12 protein-coding genes are annotated in these 15847 nt (G+C 51.0%); 4 read left to right on the top strand and 8 right to left on the bottom strand.

Annotation, left to right across the window (positions count from 1 at the left end; genetic code table 11):
- Window positions 1-244: 244 nt before the first annotated feature.
- The 8 genes from ACHQGU_RS09530 to ACHQGU_RS09495 all read right to left on the bottom strand — a co-directional run bounded on the left by ACHQGU_RS09530 (window position 245) and on the right by ACHQGU_RS09495 (window position 10406).
- The gene (locus tag ACHQGU_RS09530; RefSeq protein WP_395494872.1) at window positions 245-1462 is read right to left on the bottom strand and encodes an alpha/beta hydrolase family protein; all 1218 of its coding nucleotides are present in this window, start codon (window positions 1460-1462) and stop codon (window positions 245-247) included.
- Between the two features lie 299 nt (window positions 1463-1761).
- The gene (locus ACHQGU_RS09525; RefSeq protein ID WP_395496416.1) at window positions 1762-2502 is read right to left on the bottom strand and encodes a class II aldolase/adducin family protein; all 741 of its coding nucleotides are present in this window, start codon (window positions 2500-2502) and stop codon (window positions 1762-1764) included.
- Between the two features lie 15 nt (window positions 2503-2517).
- Window positions 2518-3555, bottom strand: coding sequence for an isopenicillin N synthase family dioxygenase (locus ACHQGU_RS09520; RefSeq protein ID WP_395494871.1), 1038 nt, complete (start codon window positions 3553-3555; stop codon window positions 2518-2520).
- Window positions 3556-3557: 2 nt separating this feature from the next.
- Window positions 3558-4421 (bottom strand): sugar phosphate isomerase/epimerase family protein, encoded by an 864-nt coding sequence (locus ACHQGU_RS09515; protein WP_395494870.1) that lies wholly within the window; start codon window positions 4419-4421, stop codon window positions 3558-3560.
- 59 nt (window positions 4422-4480) lie between these two features.
- Window positions 4481-6814 carry a TonB-dependent receptor gene (locus ACHQGU_RS09510; RefSeq protein ID WP_395494869.1) on the bottom strand — a complete coding sequence of 778 codons (2334 nt, stop codon included), beginning with the start codon at window positions 6812-6814 and terminating at the stop codon, window positions 4481-4483.
- A 238-nt stretch (window positions 6815-7052) separates the two neighbouring features.
- Window positions 7053-7778, bottom strand: a complete 726-nt coding sequence (locus ACHQGU_RS09505) for an amino acid ABC transporter ATP-binding protein (protein WP_156482817.1) — start codon at window positions 7776-7778, stop codon at window positions 7053-7055.
- Window positions 7779-7821: 43 nt separating this feature from the next.
- Window positions 7822-9396 carry an ABC transporter substrate-binding protein/permease gene (locus ACHQGU_RS09500; protein ID WP_395496415.1) on the bottom strand — a complete coding sequence of 525 codons (1575 nt, stop codon included), beginning with the start codon at window positions 9394-9396 and terminating at the stop codon, window positions 7822-7824.
- 29 nt (window positions 9397-9425) lie between these two features.
- Window positions 9426-10406, bottom strand: coding sequence for a LysR family transcriptional regulator (locus ACHQGU_RS09495; protein WP_082779454.1), 981 nt, complete (start codon window positions 10404-10406; stop codon window positions 9426-9428).
- 388 nt (window positions 10407-10794) lie between these two features.
- Between ACHQGU_RS09495 and ACHQGU_RS09490 the strand changes: the two genes are divergently transcribed.
- The 4 genes from ACHQGU_RS09490 to ACHQGU_RS09475 all read left to right on the top strand — a co-directional run bounded on the left by ACHQGU_RS09490 (window position 10795) and on the right by ACHQGU_RS09475 (window position 15672).
- Complete coding sequence (locus ACHQGU_RS09490) at window positions 10795-11667, top strand: dimethylarginine dimethylaminohydrolase family protein (RefSeq protein ID WP_395494868.1); 873 nt, start codon at window positions 10795-10797, stop codon at window positions 11665-11667.
- Window positions 11668-11740: 73 nt separating this feature from the next.
- Window positions 11741-12682, top strand: a complete 942-nt coding sequence (locus ACHQGU_RS09485; RefSeq protein ID WP_395494867.1) for a 2-hydroxyacid dehydrogenase — start codon at window positions 11741-11743, stop codon at window positions 12680-12682.
- A 34-nt stretch (window positions 12683-12716) separates the two neighbouring features.
- A complete protein-coding gene (locus tag ACHQGU_RS09480; protein WP_395496414.1) occupies window positions 12717-13964 on the top strand; it encodes a M20 family metallo-hydrolase in 1248 nt (415 codons plus the stop codon).
- A 304-nt stretch (window positions 13965-14268) separates the two neighbouring features.
- A complete protein-coding gene (locus ACHQGU_RS09475; protein ID WP_395494866.1) occupies window positions 14269-15672 on the top strand; it encodes a PLP-dependent aminotransferase family protein in 1404 nt (467 codons plus the stop codon).
- Window positions 15673-15847: the final 175 nt, after the last annotated feature.

The following is a 15847-nucleotide window of genomic DNA, read 5'->3' as shown; positions in this document are numbered from 1 at the left end:
TTCCTATCAATCGTCATCTTCTTTTTCCATGCGAGAGAGACGGTCACGAACCAGACGCAGAGCGTCATAGTCCGCGATCAAGCGCTCGGTTCTGACCATCGAACGTCCGGCCTAGTCTGCATTGCTCTTGCCCGCGCAGATGCTAAGTCAGAATTAAAACACGAAAATATTTCGTTTCATAAGTCCTATAGAAGGGCTTGGGTGATCACCTGCTCCTGAGAGCGAGGCAGGTGATCGTTAAAAATTAGAATGTGCCACAATTTTCATTGAAGGGTTTGCCTGCAAAGCGGTCTTTAATCCACGCAATTTGGTCTTGTGTAGAATTGATCATGGTCGGGTCATGATCCAGGCCAGGGTAAAGGTGGAAAAACAGCTTAATACCATTTTTACAGGCTTTGTGAGCTGTTTTCTTAACACCGCCAGGAGGGACAGAGACATCTCCGCCACCGGTAAGGATCATCAACGGTCCTTTGACGGGGGCATCCCCAATACGGTCTTCTTTCAGCATGGCTTGCACAGCGGGTGATTTGGTCCAGTTGAGTTTCATGATCTGTGCGCTTGTTTTGCCCAGATATGCCGCATAGCCAGTAAACCAGCAGGCCTTTGTCGCAATCAGAGGGTAATGTTCATAGCCCTCTTTAGTGAGAACAGTTTTGACGTCAAAGTCCGGATAGCGGGCTTTCAGACCATAGGCCACCATGGGGAAGTAGAAGGGGGCTCCAACTTCTTCGGGCTTGGGAGCAATGAAATCGAGCATGTCGACCGTGCCGGACACGGAGACGGTTCCCAGATAATCCGGGTTGTTTATCTGCTGCTCCATTTCCCCCACGCTCCAGGAGGCCATACCGCCCTGTGAATGGCCATCAGCCACCCACTTCTGGTTCAATATGCCCGGAAGTGCTTCATGCGCGGCAGCAACAGAGTAAATGACATCATAGCCCTGCGCTAACTTGTTCATATACTGGTGAGCGCCCGGTGTACCTTCACCGTGATAGTCGGTCGCGACGACTGCCAGACCTGCTTTGGGGAATTCAAACAGTCCTTCATCCCCGTAATAAAGATCCTTCATTAATGAGGGAGCGCAAGGCTGGGCGACCCCACTGGTGCCATGAGCCCATGCAACCATTGGCCAGCCACCGGCCGGGGCAGGCCCTGCTGGCAGCAGCACGAACGCGGATGTTGTGACGTCATGACGTTCAGCATCAAGGGAATGATACAGGATGCGCCATGCTGTCATTCCTGCAGGGATAGCGTAATCTGTTACTTTTTCTGCACGGATGAGGGCCCCCGGCCATGACGGTGCATTGGCTGGCGCAGTATCTGTATAGAAGGGGGTAATGGGGAGCGCCTGATCGGCTTCCAGCTTGAGCCCTTCAGGAATATTTTTTGGGAGAGCTGTCTGCCCAAATGCCTGCTGTCCTGCGCTGAGCGCCATGAGTGCGGCACCCGAAGCTAACGCCATGCGTGCGGTTTTCTTCCCGCTATATCTTTGAGCGTTGGATTTGCGTGAAAGAGCCCACTGTAGGTTTTGAGCCAGCAGAAGACATGTTTTCGAAAATTTTTCCGGCATTGTAAAAGACATGTTTCACGCCATTTCTGTTTTGATAACGGTATGAAACCATAGAATTTGTAAAAATGCATCTATGTTTAAAAAAAACCGGAAGCAGAGGATACGACCTGCTTCCGGACTGTTCTTTTATTGGTCGCATCTGGTAGCAACACGCCGCAGACTTTCCAGGTTTTTAAGCAGAGACTGTTAATTTACATCTTATAATCGGGCTGCTCTCGGTCGAGTTTACGCTTTAACGCGGCCCAGATCATGCGGCCCTGATCCGGATCTTCATCAAATTGTTTTTTGGTTCTGAGAATTTTATCTTCAGACGGGGTGTATAAAGGCACTCCCGTTGCCTGTGCCGCAATTTGAATGCGGCAAGCCTGTTCGAGATAATACATGCGGTAAAATGCCCGCGCAACGGTTTCCCCCACCGTCAGCAAACCATGGTTTTGCAAAATGAGAGCGCTATTTATGCCAAGATCACGTACCAGACGTTCGCGTTCGCTTAGATTATCATCAGCGGCAATACCCTCATAGGGGTGAAACCCGACGGAGCCATAAAACTCAATATTGATCTGATTCAAGGGCAGAATATTGGTGTCCTGTGCGGCCACAACCATACCCGGCACAGTATGGGTATGCATCACGCAGGCGGCATCCGGACGACTACGGTGCACGGCGGAATGAATGACAAAACCTGCTGGATTAACAGGCCAGGATGTTTCCTGCTTTGGCTGGCCATCCGCATCCACAACGACGAGAGAACTAGCCGTAATTTCTTCAAACAACAGTCCATATGGATTGACCAGAAACCGATGGTCATCACTCGGCAGACGGACGGAAAGGTGGGTATAAACAAGGTCTGTCATGTTGAAGTGTGCCATCAGCCGGTAGGCTGCGGCTAAATCTTCACGCAGGGCTTGTTCTGTTGAGGAGGTATTCGGCATTGTCATCTTCTTTCTTCAGGACACTTCTTTTGTCTTTTTGAAATGACCAAAAGTTGCTGTTTTACGTGCACCGGCAGGAAGCGCTAATGTGCCAGCTTCTACGCGACGCGCAAGATATTGATAGGTTTGGAGTGCCTGTGCCCACATATGTTCACCAATAGTGATGGCTTCATACTCCTGGCTGCCGCTGGCAAAGGCTGGTAACGGCCGAATTTGAGTATGGTAGTCGCAGGCGTAAAATAGCGGAAAAGAATAGCGTTCTTCTTTGACGCTCCTTACCCGGTGTGCGGTGGCGACGAATGTGCCAGCTGTCATAACCTCCAGCATGTCACCAATATTGACGACAAAGGCTCCCGGAATGGGAGGAGCGTCAATCCATTCTCCGTTACCGTTCATAACTTCCAGCCCCGGCTGGTCAGCAAGCAGGATGGTAAAACACTCATAGTCAGTATGGGCCCCGATGCCGGGGGCATCCTGCGCTTCGGCGTCATAAGGATAATGGATCATACGCAGTTTTGACGGTGGGAAGTTGGCGTGATCGTCAAAATAGTTTTCGGGCAAACCAAGAGCGAGCGCAAAGCCTCTGAATAGTGTGCGGCCGAGAGTAAAAACAGCTTTGTAATAGGCTTGTGCAGCCTCTTTGAAACCGGGGACAGTCGGCCATTTGTTGGGGCCGAGCAGAGGTGTGCCTGCCTGAACCAGCGGATTGTCAGCGGGGACCTCAAAACCAATATCAAAAGCTTCTTTATGGTCAGGCCGGCCACTGCCGTAGACTTCCTCGCCTTCAGGCACAAACCCCTTATGTGTTTCAGAAGAGCCGATATAGTAGTCCATCTTCCGCTCAAAAGGCTGTGCGAAAAATGCCTTGGCTGCATCACGCACGCCTTGAATGACATCTGTCGGGACGTGGTGACCTGCAATATACAGGAAACCTACATTGCGGGCGGCGTCTCCCAGATGTTCAGCGACAGCCATACGGTCCTGCAAAGCATCGCTGTAAAGTCCAGCGATATCGACGACAGGAATGGATGTGAAGGTAGCGGTTTCTGTCATAATCATCTGTCCAGTTCAGCTTGTGAAGAGAAGATTTGTTTGAAATGGGCCTGTTCTGTCTGGCCAATCCATTTATTCAGGTCCCATAGATCGGCTATGGGAGCGTTGGTAAAAGGGAGGGTATGGACGTATCCATCCGGTCCGCATTCTGGTGTGAGGGTGGAGGTGCTGTAACCCCGTTTCTGTTGAGACAGCCAGATTTGTTCCCACACGTTTTGATGGAACTGTCGGGCGGCAGCGTGTTCAGGCGCTGCTGGGTGCGGGACTTGTGGCCCCTGATCATAGCCGATGCGGGCCTGTATATGATGCACCCTTTCGAAAAATGCACTGAAGTCATCTTCCTGCTCATTGAGCAGCCGTTCACAGCAGACAATCCAGTGGCTTATATCCAGTGTGAACAGAATGTTGCTTTCCAGCTGAGGTAAAACATCAAGCGTGACCCATGGGTTTGCCAGAATTCTGGAACGGTGTGTTTCAAACACACAAAGAACTCCAGATTCCTGTGCGATGGCGTGCGACTTGTTTATGAAGTCTGCCTGCTTACTGGCGCACCAACGGTCATTCCCTCCAAGAACATTAATAAAGCGAGGGGACATAAGGGCTGCACACTCGAGCCCCCGCTTTAGATCGTCCAGATGCTCTTCTATGCTGCGCGACTGTTTGGGTATAACGCCACCACCTGTCATGATAATGCCAATATAAGGCATATTCTCATCCGTCAGGATTTGAGAGTTCTGGCATGCCTCTGTGTGGGTGGAGGGAATTCGGCCCTCAAGACCAGTAAAGCCAGCAGCTTTCGCTTCCTCGGTGGCGAATTGCCAAGGGCGATTGTCACCCCATAACGTTTTAAATACCTCAAGGCGCATAGAAAATTCCTGGGAAAAAGCTGGGTTCAGATAAGGATCACTAAACCCAGCGAAGAGGGTCAGAAATTATAGTGCAGATCGACACCAACCCACCGAGGTGTTTGCAAATACTGCGCCCGGCTGTTGTCACTCCCTGTGAAGGAATAAACATTACCGTGCTTGTCGAGCATATTGTCCACGTAAACAGCTGCCGACCATTTGCTGGTTTTTGGAGCGAATTCCATACGAAGCCCCATGGAGCCAATTTTGTTGGTCTGACCGTTGGGGTCTCCCAACGCCACCAGCATATTGTCTTTCCATGTGTAGCTGGCCTGCAATGTCACGCGGTAGCGATTGATATCAATACCGTAGCGTGCAACGGCGCTCCATGAAAAACGGGGAGCAAACGGCAGGGCTGAGTGGGCATTAACATTGGAAAGCAGAGGGAGGCCGCCGATATTGTTCACTGGGGACGTGGCCTGAGCGTCGAGGTAGGCAAAGGATCCCCTGAGATCAAGATTAGGGATCAGATCATGTATGGTGGAAGAAACCTCACCACCTCTGGTTCGGGCCCGTGAAATTGTGCCCAGGCTCAGGGACGTGATATTTCCCGGCATTTCCGCAACAAACAGGGTCTGTCTGTTATGATATTCATAATCAAACAAAGAGCCTTCAATCATCAGCTTGTTTTTGAAAAGACTTGATTTAACACCGACTTCGTAAGCAATCAGGTTTTCCGGACGCACGTAATCAAGGGCCTGCGATGCGGAGACAGGTGCAGCAAAGTACGTTCCTGCCTTATATCCGTTAGAAATCGTACCATAAAGGTAGGTACCGGGCACGACCGTATAACGCAACCCGACGCGGCCAGTGAAGCGTTCATAGTTATGGCTCGTGTTGAGGTAAGACAGGGTACCTCCCGGAGTGCCTGTCACAGCACCGTTGATATCCCGTGTGCCCCCATGGAACCCACGCTCATCATAAGAGAAGCGCCCCGAAGCGATGAAGTCCAGGTTATGGGTAATATTGGTTACGGTGTTGACATACACCCCGGTAGAGAGATTTTGCTGGCTGAAATGGTTGGTCATGTTTTCTTCGGGCATGTCAAACAGGAAGCCGCGACTACTTGTATAATCACCATCAATTTTATCGTAAGATTCGTAAATACCAACTGTCAAATGAAAGATTTTAGCAATATTGGTGCGCAGATGCATATCATGTGACTGTGCCAGGTAAGTATCATTCCAGTGATAGTCAGAAACCTGGACAGATTCACCGTCGTAGTTGTCATAAATATTTCTGCGATACAAATCTATGGCAGTCTGTGAAGTGAAAACACCGAAATCAAAAATACGTTCGAAAGACAGGGAGGCACCGCCACCATTTTCATTACGGCCAACCCGGTTCTGCCCAACATTGACCCTGTTGTAATAGGCATTTGAGCTTACCCCAATCGTGCCAACAGGAAAGCCGTTAACAGCATCAGCTTGTGTATTCTGTGGGGACATGGGGGTGCCTCTGTCCCGCGTATAGTGGATATTCAGAAGTGCTGATGTCTTATCATCAATTTGGAATTTTGTTAGATTTCTAATGGCCAGAATATCTTGCGCACCATAACGTTTATTGGTGTTCAGATCATGCTGCCAGCCATCCCCTTTAGTATAGCTAAAGGCCGTTCGGTTTGAAATTTTATCTGTAATGGGAACATTTACGGCAAATTTACCGGTACTGGTATTATAGCTGCTATATCCCCAGTCCAGATAACCGCCAAACTTGTCAGATGGCTTGACGGACGTAATGTTGACGCTACCGCCTGTTGTGCTGCGGCCCATATCGAAGCCTTGCGGCCCCTTTGCCACGACAACATTTTCAATATCAAGCATTTGCCCATTATAAAGCGCAGCATATGGTGCAAACACGCCATCCAGATAGATACCAATACCGCCCATATTGGTGCCCACATAGTCATCCAGTCCGACGCCTCGAATGGAGAAAATAGGCGAACTGCCAGAGGTCGCATTTACAGCCGTCACACCCGGGGTGTAAGCCGCAATTTCTTTGGGGCTTTCCACATGCAGCTCACGAAGCTCTTTTCCGCTCATGACATTCACTGTGCCAGGCTGAGAATGATAATGCGCCGTACGCGTTTGTGTGACCTGAATATCTTCAGAAGAGGTGCTTCTGCGGGGGGCGCGCACTTTAGAACGAGACGCTGTGGATACTTTCGAAACAGATTTGTTTTGCGCGGTACCGCTTCTGTAAGTGTGAAGTTGATTATCAGCTTTGGCTGCAAAAGCAGGAAGAGCTGACGTCGTACCCAAAAGGAGCGCTGTCAGAGCGAGTTTACGCCGAACTGTTTTCTGACTGCCCCTGATAAGAGCATTCGGGATGGTGGCTGGGGAACGGCGTGTCATGCCTGCACTCCTTGCGTTAAGGTGCGTGAGGGAAGGGGTGCAGTCTGCTGGGATACTCTGCGGGCTAAAGTCGCTGTTAGCGGCAAATGGAAAGAGCGGGCGGTCATAAGATCCCCTTATCTACTGGGGTGGACAGATCCACCCGGGTAACGACTTCATTTCAATTTAATAATGAAACGAGGGGCTCTTTCGTTTGGAATGTTGTAAATCTTACTTTTACAAGGGCTGGTGTGTGACCTCAGTACCGTATCATCTGGTCCAGAAAGCTTTGAGCACGTTGAGTCTGGGGATTTGTGAAAAAAACCTCAGGCGGTGTTATTTCAAGAATACGACCTTGATCCATAAAGATAATTTTATCAGCAATGCGGCGGCTAAACGCCATTTCATGCGTCACGCACAGGGTGGTAATGCCTTGTTCGGCCAGAGTGTCCATAATGCTGACAATTCCGGTTATCGCCTCAGGATCGAGAGCCGCAGTTGGCTCGTCAAACAGCATGATCTCGGGTTTCATACAGAGTGCTCGTGCTATAGCGACCCGCTGCTGCTGACCGCCTGAAAGCTGGATAGGGTATTTGTTTGCCTGTTCTGGAATCCCCACCTGCGACAAAAAATGACGCGCCATGTCCTGGGCGTCTTTACGGGGAATATTGCGCACAAGCTGGGGAGCAAGGGTGCAGTTATCCAGCACGCTGAGATGTGGGAAAAGATTATAATTCTGGAAGACCATTCCCACCATGCAGCGAAGCTCTGTCAGGCTGGTTTTTTCATTGATAACCTTGCCATCGATAAGGATACTACCACTGTCATGAGGTTCGATGCGGTTGAACGTACGGATAAGGGTTGATTTTCCTGAGCCTGACGGACCAAGAACAACGATTTTTTCACCCTTCTGCACTTCAAAATTCAGGCGGTCCAAAGCGACAAATTCTCCGTACAATTTGCTCATATTGCGCACGGAAATCATAGAGGTGTCGTCGTGGGGCGGGGTGTTTTGAACGGGGAATGTATCAGGCTGCATTGGCGGAAGCTTTCTTACGGTCGGCCCAGGAGAAACGGCGTTCCACACGTTTTTGTAAGAAGAGAAAGAAGAAAACCATAGCAAGATAATATATGAGTGCAGCCGCATAATATTCTGTGAATTCGAATGTGCGTGCTACCTGAACTTGTGTGATTGCAAGGAGCTCTTGCAGAGAAATAACTGATGCCAGAGACGTTGTTTTTAAAAGGCTGATAAATTCATTAATGGTTGGCGGAAGAGCCACGCGAAGAGACTGCGGGAAAATAACATATCGATAGACTTGTTTGCGCGTCATACCCAATGCGTCGGCAGCAAGCTCCTGGCCTCCATCGACAGCGCTTAGGGCCGCACGATTGATCTCTACCTGATACGCTGATTCATTAATGGAAAGCGCAACAAGTGTGGCCAAAAACGGCGTAAACCATTGCTCTCTGAAAATAGGGAAGAACTGGGGAAGCGCATTCCAGATAAACAGAAGCTGCAACAGTGTCGGGGCACCTCGGAAAACAGACACATAAGCCTTCAGCACGACTTTGAGAGCCGACTTCCCGTGGCTGTTAAGCGTTATCGCCATCGGAATGGAGATAACAATTGCAATGAAATGAGAAAGCAGAGCGACAGACAGCGTAATAGCTGCACCCTTTAGGAAAGCTAGCGATGTTAGCGCGGCAAAAAAAGCCTGCCAGTTAAAGGCACTCCCACGCTCATCAGTCGAAAGGGCTTGTTCACTTTGAGCTGAAAGGGACCATTTTTGTCTGTACCCAGCAAGGCTACCGTCGCTTTCCAGCTCAGAAATGGCTTGTGCGATCAGGGCGTGGTCGTGTGGGTTTTTGCGTGTATAGGCCGCAAAATGGCGATAATCGGAGTAATCAGGCTTAAGAATAATCGTGACTTTGCCATGGAGTTGCTTTTGTCTGAAATAAAGCTCAACGTCCTGACTGACAAACGCAAAAACGCGCCCGATGAGCACTTGCTGTACAACCTGATCTTCAGTCGGATATTGTTGAATGGTGATGGGAGGCTTGCCCGCGGCACTCAGAGCAATATTTTCACGCTCTATGCGCGCGGCGTAGCTCGTGCCGGACTGAACTGCGATGGTTTTTCCAGATAGCTCCGCCATGCTTTTTATAGGAAGCGTGTTGGCGCGTGCTACGACGGTTAAGGCAGTCTCTTGATAAGGAACGGCATCAAAATTCTTCTCACGGTCCGGTAATTGTATGATGCCACTTAATACAATTCCACACCTCTGTGCCGCAAGGCTTGGGAAAAGGCCAGTGAAATCCATGGTGACCAGATTGAGTGATGCATGCCAATATTTTGCCAGGGCTCGTGCCAGATCAATATCTATGCCTTCCGGCTTACTTGCGTCTGAACCCTGAACGAATGTCATGGGCGGCAGGGTCGGGTTTGTGCAAACCGTCAGCGTGCCGTTTTGCACAAAGGAGGGCGTTTCTTCTCCAGAGGTCTGGGCAGACGCTAAGTGGTAGGAAGACAATCCCAGACCGATACCGAGCAAACAGAGAGTGGTAAGTCGCGCAGGCTTATATTTTTCTAGAAAAACCATAGTCTTCATGAATGAGAAAAAGGCGCTCATTAGTAGGATTCTTCCAGCAGGGCACGAAACGTCTCAACCATTAATTCTGTTTCTGGAGAGAGTCTGGCCAAAAAGTGAAAGCAGGTTATCAGTTGCAGATCATCGAAACTGATACGTCTGAGCAGCTGACGATCAACGAGTGGCTTTGCAAAAGCTTCTGGTAAAAACCCAATGAAATTTCCAGAAAGAATAAGCAAAGCGCGTGCATCAACATTTTCTGCAGAGGCATGGAAAGAAAGGTGGGTGCGTATTTCGTTCCATCGTGGTGATGTTGCGGCGTCAGAGACCGCAATTATGCGCTGGGCAGCCAGAAGGTCCAGAGTAATGTCGTCTTCCGGCATTTCAAAAAGTGGATGTCGGGCTCCACAATACAGGTTAAGCGCCTCTGCTACGAGCGGGACGCTTTGTATCCCGGGCATATGCTGAGGGTAGAGCGCAATACCCGCGGTGGCTTGTCCATTTGTCACGGCGACCTCAACATCCCGCGTAGACGCGGAATGGACGGTCATGAATACGTTAGGATGGAGGCTCGTGAACGTTCCTATTGCGCGGATAAGGGGTGTCTCGCCATGGGTTTGCAGATTATCTGGTACATACAGCCGGAATGTGCCGGATAAAATGCCACTTATCTGGTTGATCCGTTGCTGAAAATGCTGGAGGTCCTGCATGAGAGTAAGTGTTGCATCCAGAACAGCCTGACCCTCACTGGTAAGAGAAAAGCCACTGCGTCCCCGTTTGCAGAGTTTGAGCCCCAGCCGCGTTTCAAGGGCCGAGATATCAAGGCTAATGGAAGACTTGCTTTTTCCTAATGCAATCTCGGCGGCAGCAAAACCAGACTGTGCAGCAACAGTATGAAAAACGCGCAATAAGCGTAGGTCGACCTCTGAAACCTGGCCTCGAAAACCTTTTGATCGCCGCACATTTGCTTTGCGAGATGTGGGAAGCAGGGGGGCTGGTTGGGGGTTGGCTGATCGGGGCATCTGATCTGTCTAACCTCTCTCTCAGTCGGCCAGGTTGCGTGAAACGTTTGGTGCTCAGGGCAGGCTGTGCGCAAGTGTTCACCTCAATTGTAACCCGCTTGGGTCTGTTACCCTATCGTAAGAAGGGAAGGTCGGGAAGTAGGCGGTGGCGGTTCAAACAGTGCCTTATTTCTCTGAGGATGGGAGCCTTAATAGGCGATCAAAGTGTTTCATGCCTTGGTTTTCTGCGGAGAAAATCGATTTGAGCATCCCGTCCAGTTAGCGTGTTTGGTAGCAAATTTAGATAATTAACGTTTTTATAAAGTGAACTCCGGTTTATTCTAATTTTGCTCTCATTCCTTATTCGTTACAGTCTTGATGAACGTAGCAATCTCAAGGATTTCGGGTAATGGTAGCAAACCGCTGGTTTATTGATAGCGAGACCGGTGAATTGGCTGATGTGCTCCTCTGTCCTCCAGAGTACTATCAGTGGATCCCGAGTAACGATATTGCCATTCAGACGATGGCAAACGGTGGAACCATTGATCGCACGGCGTTGACCGAACAATTTGGCGAGTTGGTTTCGTCTTTGAAAGGCGCCGATGTTTCATGCCATTTCCTGAAGCCGCATCCAGATATGCCGTATCAGGTTTATACGCGCGATAGTTCACAAACCACGCCATTTGGTACCGTTGTAACGCGGCTTATGCGTAAGGAGCGTGTCGCGGAAGAAGGTGAGATCCGCTCATTTTATGCGCCCGATGAAATCTGGAAAAGCTGTACGAAAGGGCACATAGAAGGGGGGGATATTCATATCATTCGCCCCGGTTTGTTAGCCGTAGGTGTGAGTGGTGGCCGCACGGATGAAGCCGGGGCTGCGGAGTTTATCAGCTGGTTTGAAGAGGCTGGATGGACGTGCCGCATGATACGCTTCCCGGAGCATTTTCTGCATCTTGACGTGATTTTCACAATGGTGGCGGAAAATCTGGCCATTGCAGCCGTGGATTGTCTGGCGGATGAAGACCTGGACTGGTTCAAGACGAATGGTATTCGTCTACTTCCCGTCACGTACAAGGAAGCCATGCGTGACATGGGATGTAACGTCCTGGCGTTGGGTAAGGATCGTGTCATTAGTCCCCACCATTCTACGCGCATCAACAGCATGTTGCGAGCAGAGGGTTTGACAGTTTTTGATCCGAAACTGGACCAGTTTTCCCGCGGTGGTGGGAGCGTTCATTGCATGACTATGCCGCTGCGTCGGAAATCTTTACTGTCAGCGTAAGAAAAATTTCCATGATTTTTACAAGATCATAGGGTTTTTCTTCTATTATGACGTGAGGAAAGAAAGGTAGAGTATGGCGCGGCTTATTATCAGTGCAGATGGCCCGGAAAAATTTGATATCTGGAAAAAAGCCTTTGCCGAAGTTGCGCCGGACCTGTCAGTTTTGTCGTGGTATGAGTCTCAAACCCGGCTCCAACCCAGTGACTATGTGCTGGTCTGGTCGCCGGAGGCAGACCATTATCCTGCATTGGCGACCGCAAAGGCTATTTTATGCACGGGGGCAGGGGTCGATCATCTCTTGAATGCCCCCGGCTTTCCTCGTCATATCCCTCTGGTTCGCATGGGGGGAGAACAGACCGGCCAATTAATGGCTGATTATGTCACATGGGCAGCCATTGCTCTTTTGAGGCAGGCCAGAACATGGGCGATTCAGCAAGCTGAACAGCGATGGGCTTCCAATACGATTGCACGTACAACAGATACAACGCGTATTGGTGTTATGGGGCTGGGCCATTTAGGCGGATATGTTGCGACCCATCTGGCGCGTGTTGGGTTCAGGGTTTCGGGCTGGAAGCGGTCTCCAGAAACTCTGACTGGTGTGACGGTTTATGCCGGGCAGGAGGCATTGCCGGCGTTTTTAGAAACCGCTGATATTCTGGTTAATCTTCTGCCAAGCACGCCTCAGACAGATGGGATCATCTCGAAGGAGTTCCTTAAAAGACTTCCGCGTGGAGCGGGGTTTATCAATGTTGGTCGCGGCCGCCATGTTGTTCAAACGGATCTTATCAATGCACTGAATGCCGGTATTTTGTGTGGTGCCGTTTTGGATGTGGTGACGCCGGAACCTTTGCCTGCCACGTCACCATTATGGACACATCCTTCCATCATCATCACGCCGCATGTTGCTTCAGAAGCGTCTCCTTTGATGCAGGCACAGTATGTTGCAGAGGTGATTGGGCAAATGGAACGAGGCGAAAAGCCAGCGTTATTGTGTGATCCTCAAAGAGGATACTGAATTCTCCTCACTATCTAAGAACAAGGACGGAAAAATGTCTGCCCAAAGCAATATGCTCATCGACGGTCCTGCTCTTTGGAACGATCTCATGGAAACGGCCCGTTTTGGTGGGACGCCTAAAGGGGGCATCTGTCGTCTTGCTTTGTCTGATGAAGATAAAAGCGTGCGAACATGGTTTGCGCAGACATGTGAAGCTTTGGGTTGCACTGTAACGTATGATTCAATGGGCAACCAATTTGCCCGACGAGCCGGCACTTGTGACACTTTGCCGCCTATCATGATTGGCAGCCACCTTGATACCCAGCCTACTGGTGGGAAATTCGATGGCATTCTCGGGGTTTTAGGCGGCGTCGCTGTGCTGCGTGCGCTGCATAGTGCTGATGTCTCGACGCGTCACCCCATAGAAGTGGTGAACTGGACCAACGAGGAAGGGGCCCGTTTCACTCCACCGATGCTGGCATCCGGTGTTTTTGGGGGTGCCTTTACTCAAGAGTTTGCGCGCAGCCGGCCCGATAAAAATGGGATCACGCTAGGGGAAGCATTGGAGCAAACGGGGTTTGTCGGGGAGGAAGACTGCGGGAAGCATCCTGCATCCGCCTATTTTGAGCTCCATATTGAACAAGGCCCGGTTCTGGAAGCTGAGGAAAAGACCATAGGCGTGGTGCAGGGCGTGCAGGCCATGCGTTGGTATGATGTGACGGTAACAGGCCAGGACGCTCATGCTGGAACGACCCCCATGACGATGCGGTCTGATGCATTATGGACAGCAGCTCGTATGATTGATGGGGTGCATCAGGTGGCAATGAATCACGCGCCTGATGGCTTAAGTACAGTGGGTATCATCGAATGCTTGCCCGGCAGTAGTAACGTTGTGCCGGGGAGTGTTCATTTCACAGTAGATCTGCGGCACCCATCGGACGGCACTCTGGAAATAATGGAGAAAGAATTTTACCAGACACTGGAGGCGATTGCGGCTTCCTGTGGGGTGGAGTTCAGCACCTCTTCAACATGGACATCGGGCGCCGTGCATTTTGCCCCCTTATGCGTGTCTTTTATTGAAAAAAGTGCTCAAAATCTTGGCTATAGCGCCCGCAGAATTGTGTCGGGTGCTGGTCACGATGCCGTCTATGTTGCGCGGGTGGTTCCGACAGCGATGGTTTTTGTTCCGTGCTGGAAAGGTATCAGCCATAATGAAGCGGAAAGTGCTGAGCCTCATGACGTTACGGCGGGCGCGAATGTCTTGTTACATGCCGTGTTGCAGGCTGATTCTGAAATGGTATGATGACCTGGTCAGCGCATTATTGACAGTCCGGGTATTCTGGCGTTTTCCGTAAAATGCATGCTTATGACGCAGGCAAGAAGAGTGTTGGTAGGAGGTCTCATATCTCGGTTGAGACCGATGGCCGCAATTTCTACTCTGTAGCTGATTCCTGCTAAATTTCGGTCAGTGCAGGAAAATGGATGAGCCTGGACGTCGTAGAGGGCAGAGAGGGCGACTGCTGTCTCTTTAAGAAGCACTAAGATTGCGCTGATTGTATGGCGTATGGTCTAATGGAATTTCGTTGAATGTATGGAAATTCCGTCCCATGTCCGCATATCCTTATCTGGCTCATTGGAAAGAAGAGATCAGCCGGAGTCCGAACGCGCTTTACATGACTGTGGCCGATGCTCTGGCGCTTTCCATCCGCAAGGGTGACCTTCGGGAAGGGGACAAGCTACCACCACAGCGCACGATTGCGGAGTATCTTGGTACCAATTTAACGACAATCACCCGCGCGTTCACCGAGGCAAGGCGGCGCGGCCTGATTGATGCGACGGTCGGGCGGGGCACCTTTATCCGTGTCGGCGCGGGGGAAAGTCACTGGCGTCATACCGGTCCGGCTGTGGTCGATCTGACCATGAATCTGCCGCCCATCCCGCAGGATCCGCCGCTGCAGCGGATCATCCAGAACGATATTACGGCCATTCTGAAGCAGCAGGATCTGAACAGCCTCATGTCCTACCGCGTAACGGGTGGGACATTGGAGGAGCGTCAGCTTGGCGCGAAATGGATCGCTCCCGTCATCGGTCAGCGGCGAACAGACGAAATTCTTGTTGCACCGGGGGCCCAGAGTGCTTTGGCGGCAATCGTCAGCACGCACACCCAGCCCGGTGATGTTATTGTCACCGACCGTATTGCCTATCCTGGCATCCGGACCATAGCAGCGCAGTTCGATCTTATTCTGGTGGGGGTGGACAGCGACGTGGAAGGCATGATGCCTGAGCAGCTCGATCGGGTCTGCGCTGAACACCATCCTCGGCTGCTCTACTGCATTCCGACCATTCACAATCCCACCACCGCCACGATGTCCCTGCAAAGACGAAAGGATATTCTGGCAGTTGCGCAACGTCACCATCTCCATATTGTGGAGGATGACCCTTACAGTCTGTTGATGGACGATCCGCTGCCTGCCTTGGCGGCTCTCGATCATAGTCGTGTCAGCTACGTGGCCACCCTCGCCAAAACGCTCAGCCCGGGCCTGCGTACCGCTTACGTTGCCTTACCTAATGCAGACATGGCCCGAAGGGTGACTGCCGCTATCCGAGCGATTGCTCTGACCAATGCCGGCCTGCTCAGTGCGCTCACGGCGCGGTGGATGCAGACGGAGCAGGCGCATACAATCCTGCATGCCATCCGCAAGGAACTGCGCCTGCGCCAGTCTATCGCCCGCAAGGTTCTGGGGGAGGGGCACTGCATGAACCCCGATGGCCCGCATGTCTGGCTGAAATTGCCGGACTGGTGGGGGAGTGCGGATTTTGTGGCCTATGCCCGCAGGCGTGGTTTGGCACTGGTTCCCAGCACTGTTTTTACCATTAGTGGAGAGCCACCTCAGCGGGCACGGATTGCGCTGGGTAGCGCACCGGATGCCGCAAGCCTTGAGGAATCTCTGCAAGGAGTTCTGTCAGTCCTGCAGCACAAACGCTCTCCCGGTTTTGCCGATATTGTATGACCTGAGTGGGGGCTGAAATCGATGGAGCACCCTGATTCTCTGGAGTGGCAGGTGCATGCTCTGAAAAACAAAAAGGCCATCAGTTCACGAATGCGTGATAAATAAAGCCCATTAAAACAGAGAGTTATGAAAACAACTCATCATTGTATGGTGATAGCCATATTTTTGTATGGTA

The organism is Acetobacter sp. KSO5, from assembly GCF_044094635.1.
Classification (GTDB): domain Bacteria; phylum Pseudomonadota; class Alphaproteobacteria; order Acetobacterales; family Acetobacteraceae; genus Acetobacter; species Acetobacter cerevisiae.
The sequence above is the reverse complement of the archived record's forward strand: the minus strand, read 5'-3'. Positions and strand labels throughout refer to the sequence as shown.

What these genes read in the sequence shown, in the direction of transcription:
- ACHQGU_RS09530 (WP_395494872.1), bottom strand. Translation starts at nt 1,462, where the DNA reads ATGGCGTTAGCTTCGGGTGCCGCACTCATGGCGCTCAGCGCAGGACAG.
- ACHQGU_RS09525 (WP_395496416.1), bottom strand. Translation starts at nt 2,502, where the DNA reads ATGCCGAATACCTCCTCAACAGAACAAGCCCTGCGTGAAGATTTAGCC.
- ACHQGU_RS09520 (WP_395494871.1), bottom strand. Translation starts at nt 3,555, where the DNA reads ATGACAGAAACCGCTACCTTCACATCCATTCCTGTCGTCGATATCGCT.
- ACHQGU_RS09515 (WP_395494870.1), bottom strand. Translation starts at nt 4,421, where the DNA reads ATGCGCCTTGAGGTATTTAAAACGTTATGGGGTGACAATCGCCCTTGG.
- ACHQGU_RS09510 (WP_395494869.1), bottom strand. Translation starts at nt 6,814, where the DNA reads ATGACACGCCGTTCCCCAGCCACCATCCCGAATGCTCTTATCAGGGGC.
- ACHQGU_RS09505 (WP_156482817.1), bottom strand. Translation starts at nt 7,778, where the DNA reads ATGATTTCCGTGCGCAATATGAGCAAATTGTACGGAGAATTTGTCGCT.
- ACHQGU_RS09500 (WP_395496415.1), bottom strand. Translation starts at nt 9,396, where the DNA reads ATGGTTTTTCTAGAAAAATATAAGCCTGCGCGACTTACCACTCTCTGT.
- ACHQGU_RS09495 (WP_082779454.1), bottom strand. Translation starts at nt 10,406, where the DNA reads ATGCCCCGATCAGCCAACCCCCAACCAGCCCCCCTGCTTCCCACATCT.
- ACHQGU_RS09490 (WP_395494868.1), top strand. Translation starts at nt 10,795, where the DNA reads ATGGTAGCAAACCGCTGGTTTATTGATAGCGAGACCGGTGAATTGGCT.
- ACHQGU_RS09485 (WP_395494867.1), top strand. Translation starts at nt 11,741, where the DNA reads ATGGCGCGGCTTATTATCAGTGCAGATGGCCCGGAAAAATTTGATATC.
- ACHQGU_RS09480 (WP_395496414.1), top strand. Translation starts at nt 12,717, where the DNA reads ATGTCTGCCCAAAGCAATATGCTCATCGACGGTCCTGCTCTTTGGAAC.
- ACHQGU_RS09475 (WP_395494866.1), top strand. Translation starts at nt 14,269, where the DNA reads ATGTCCGCATATCCTTATCTGGCTCATTGGAAAGAAGAGATCAGCCGG.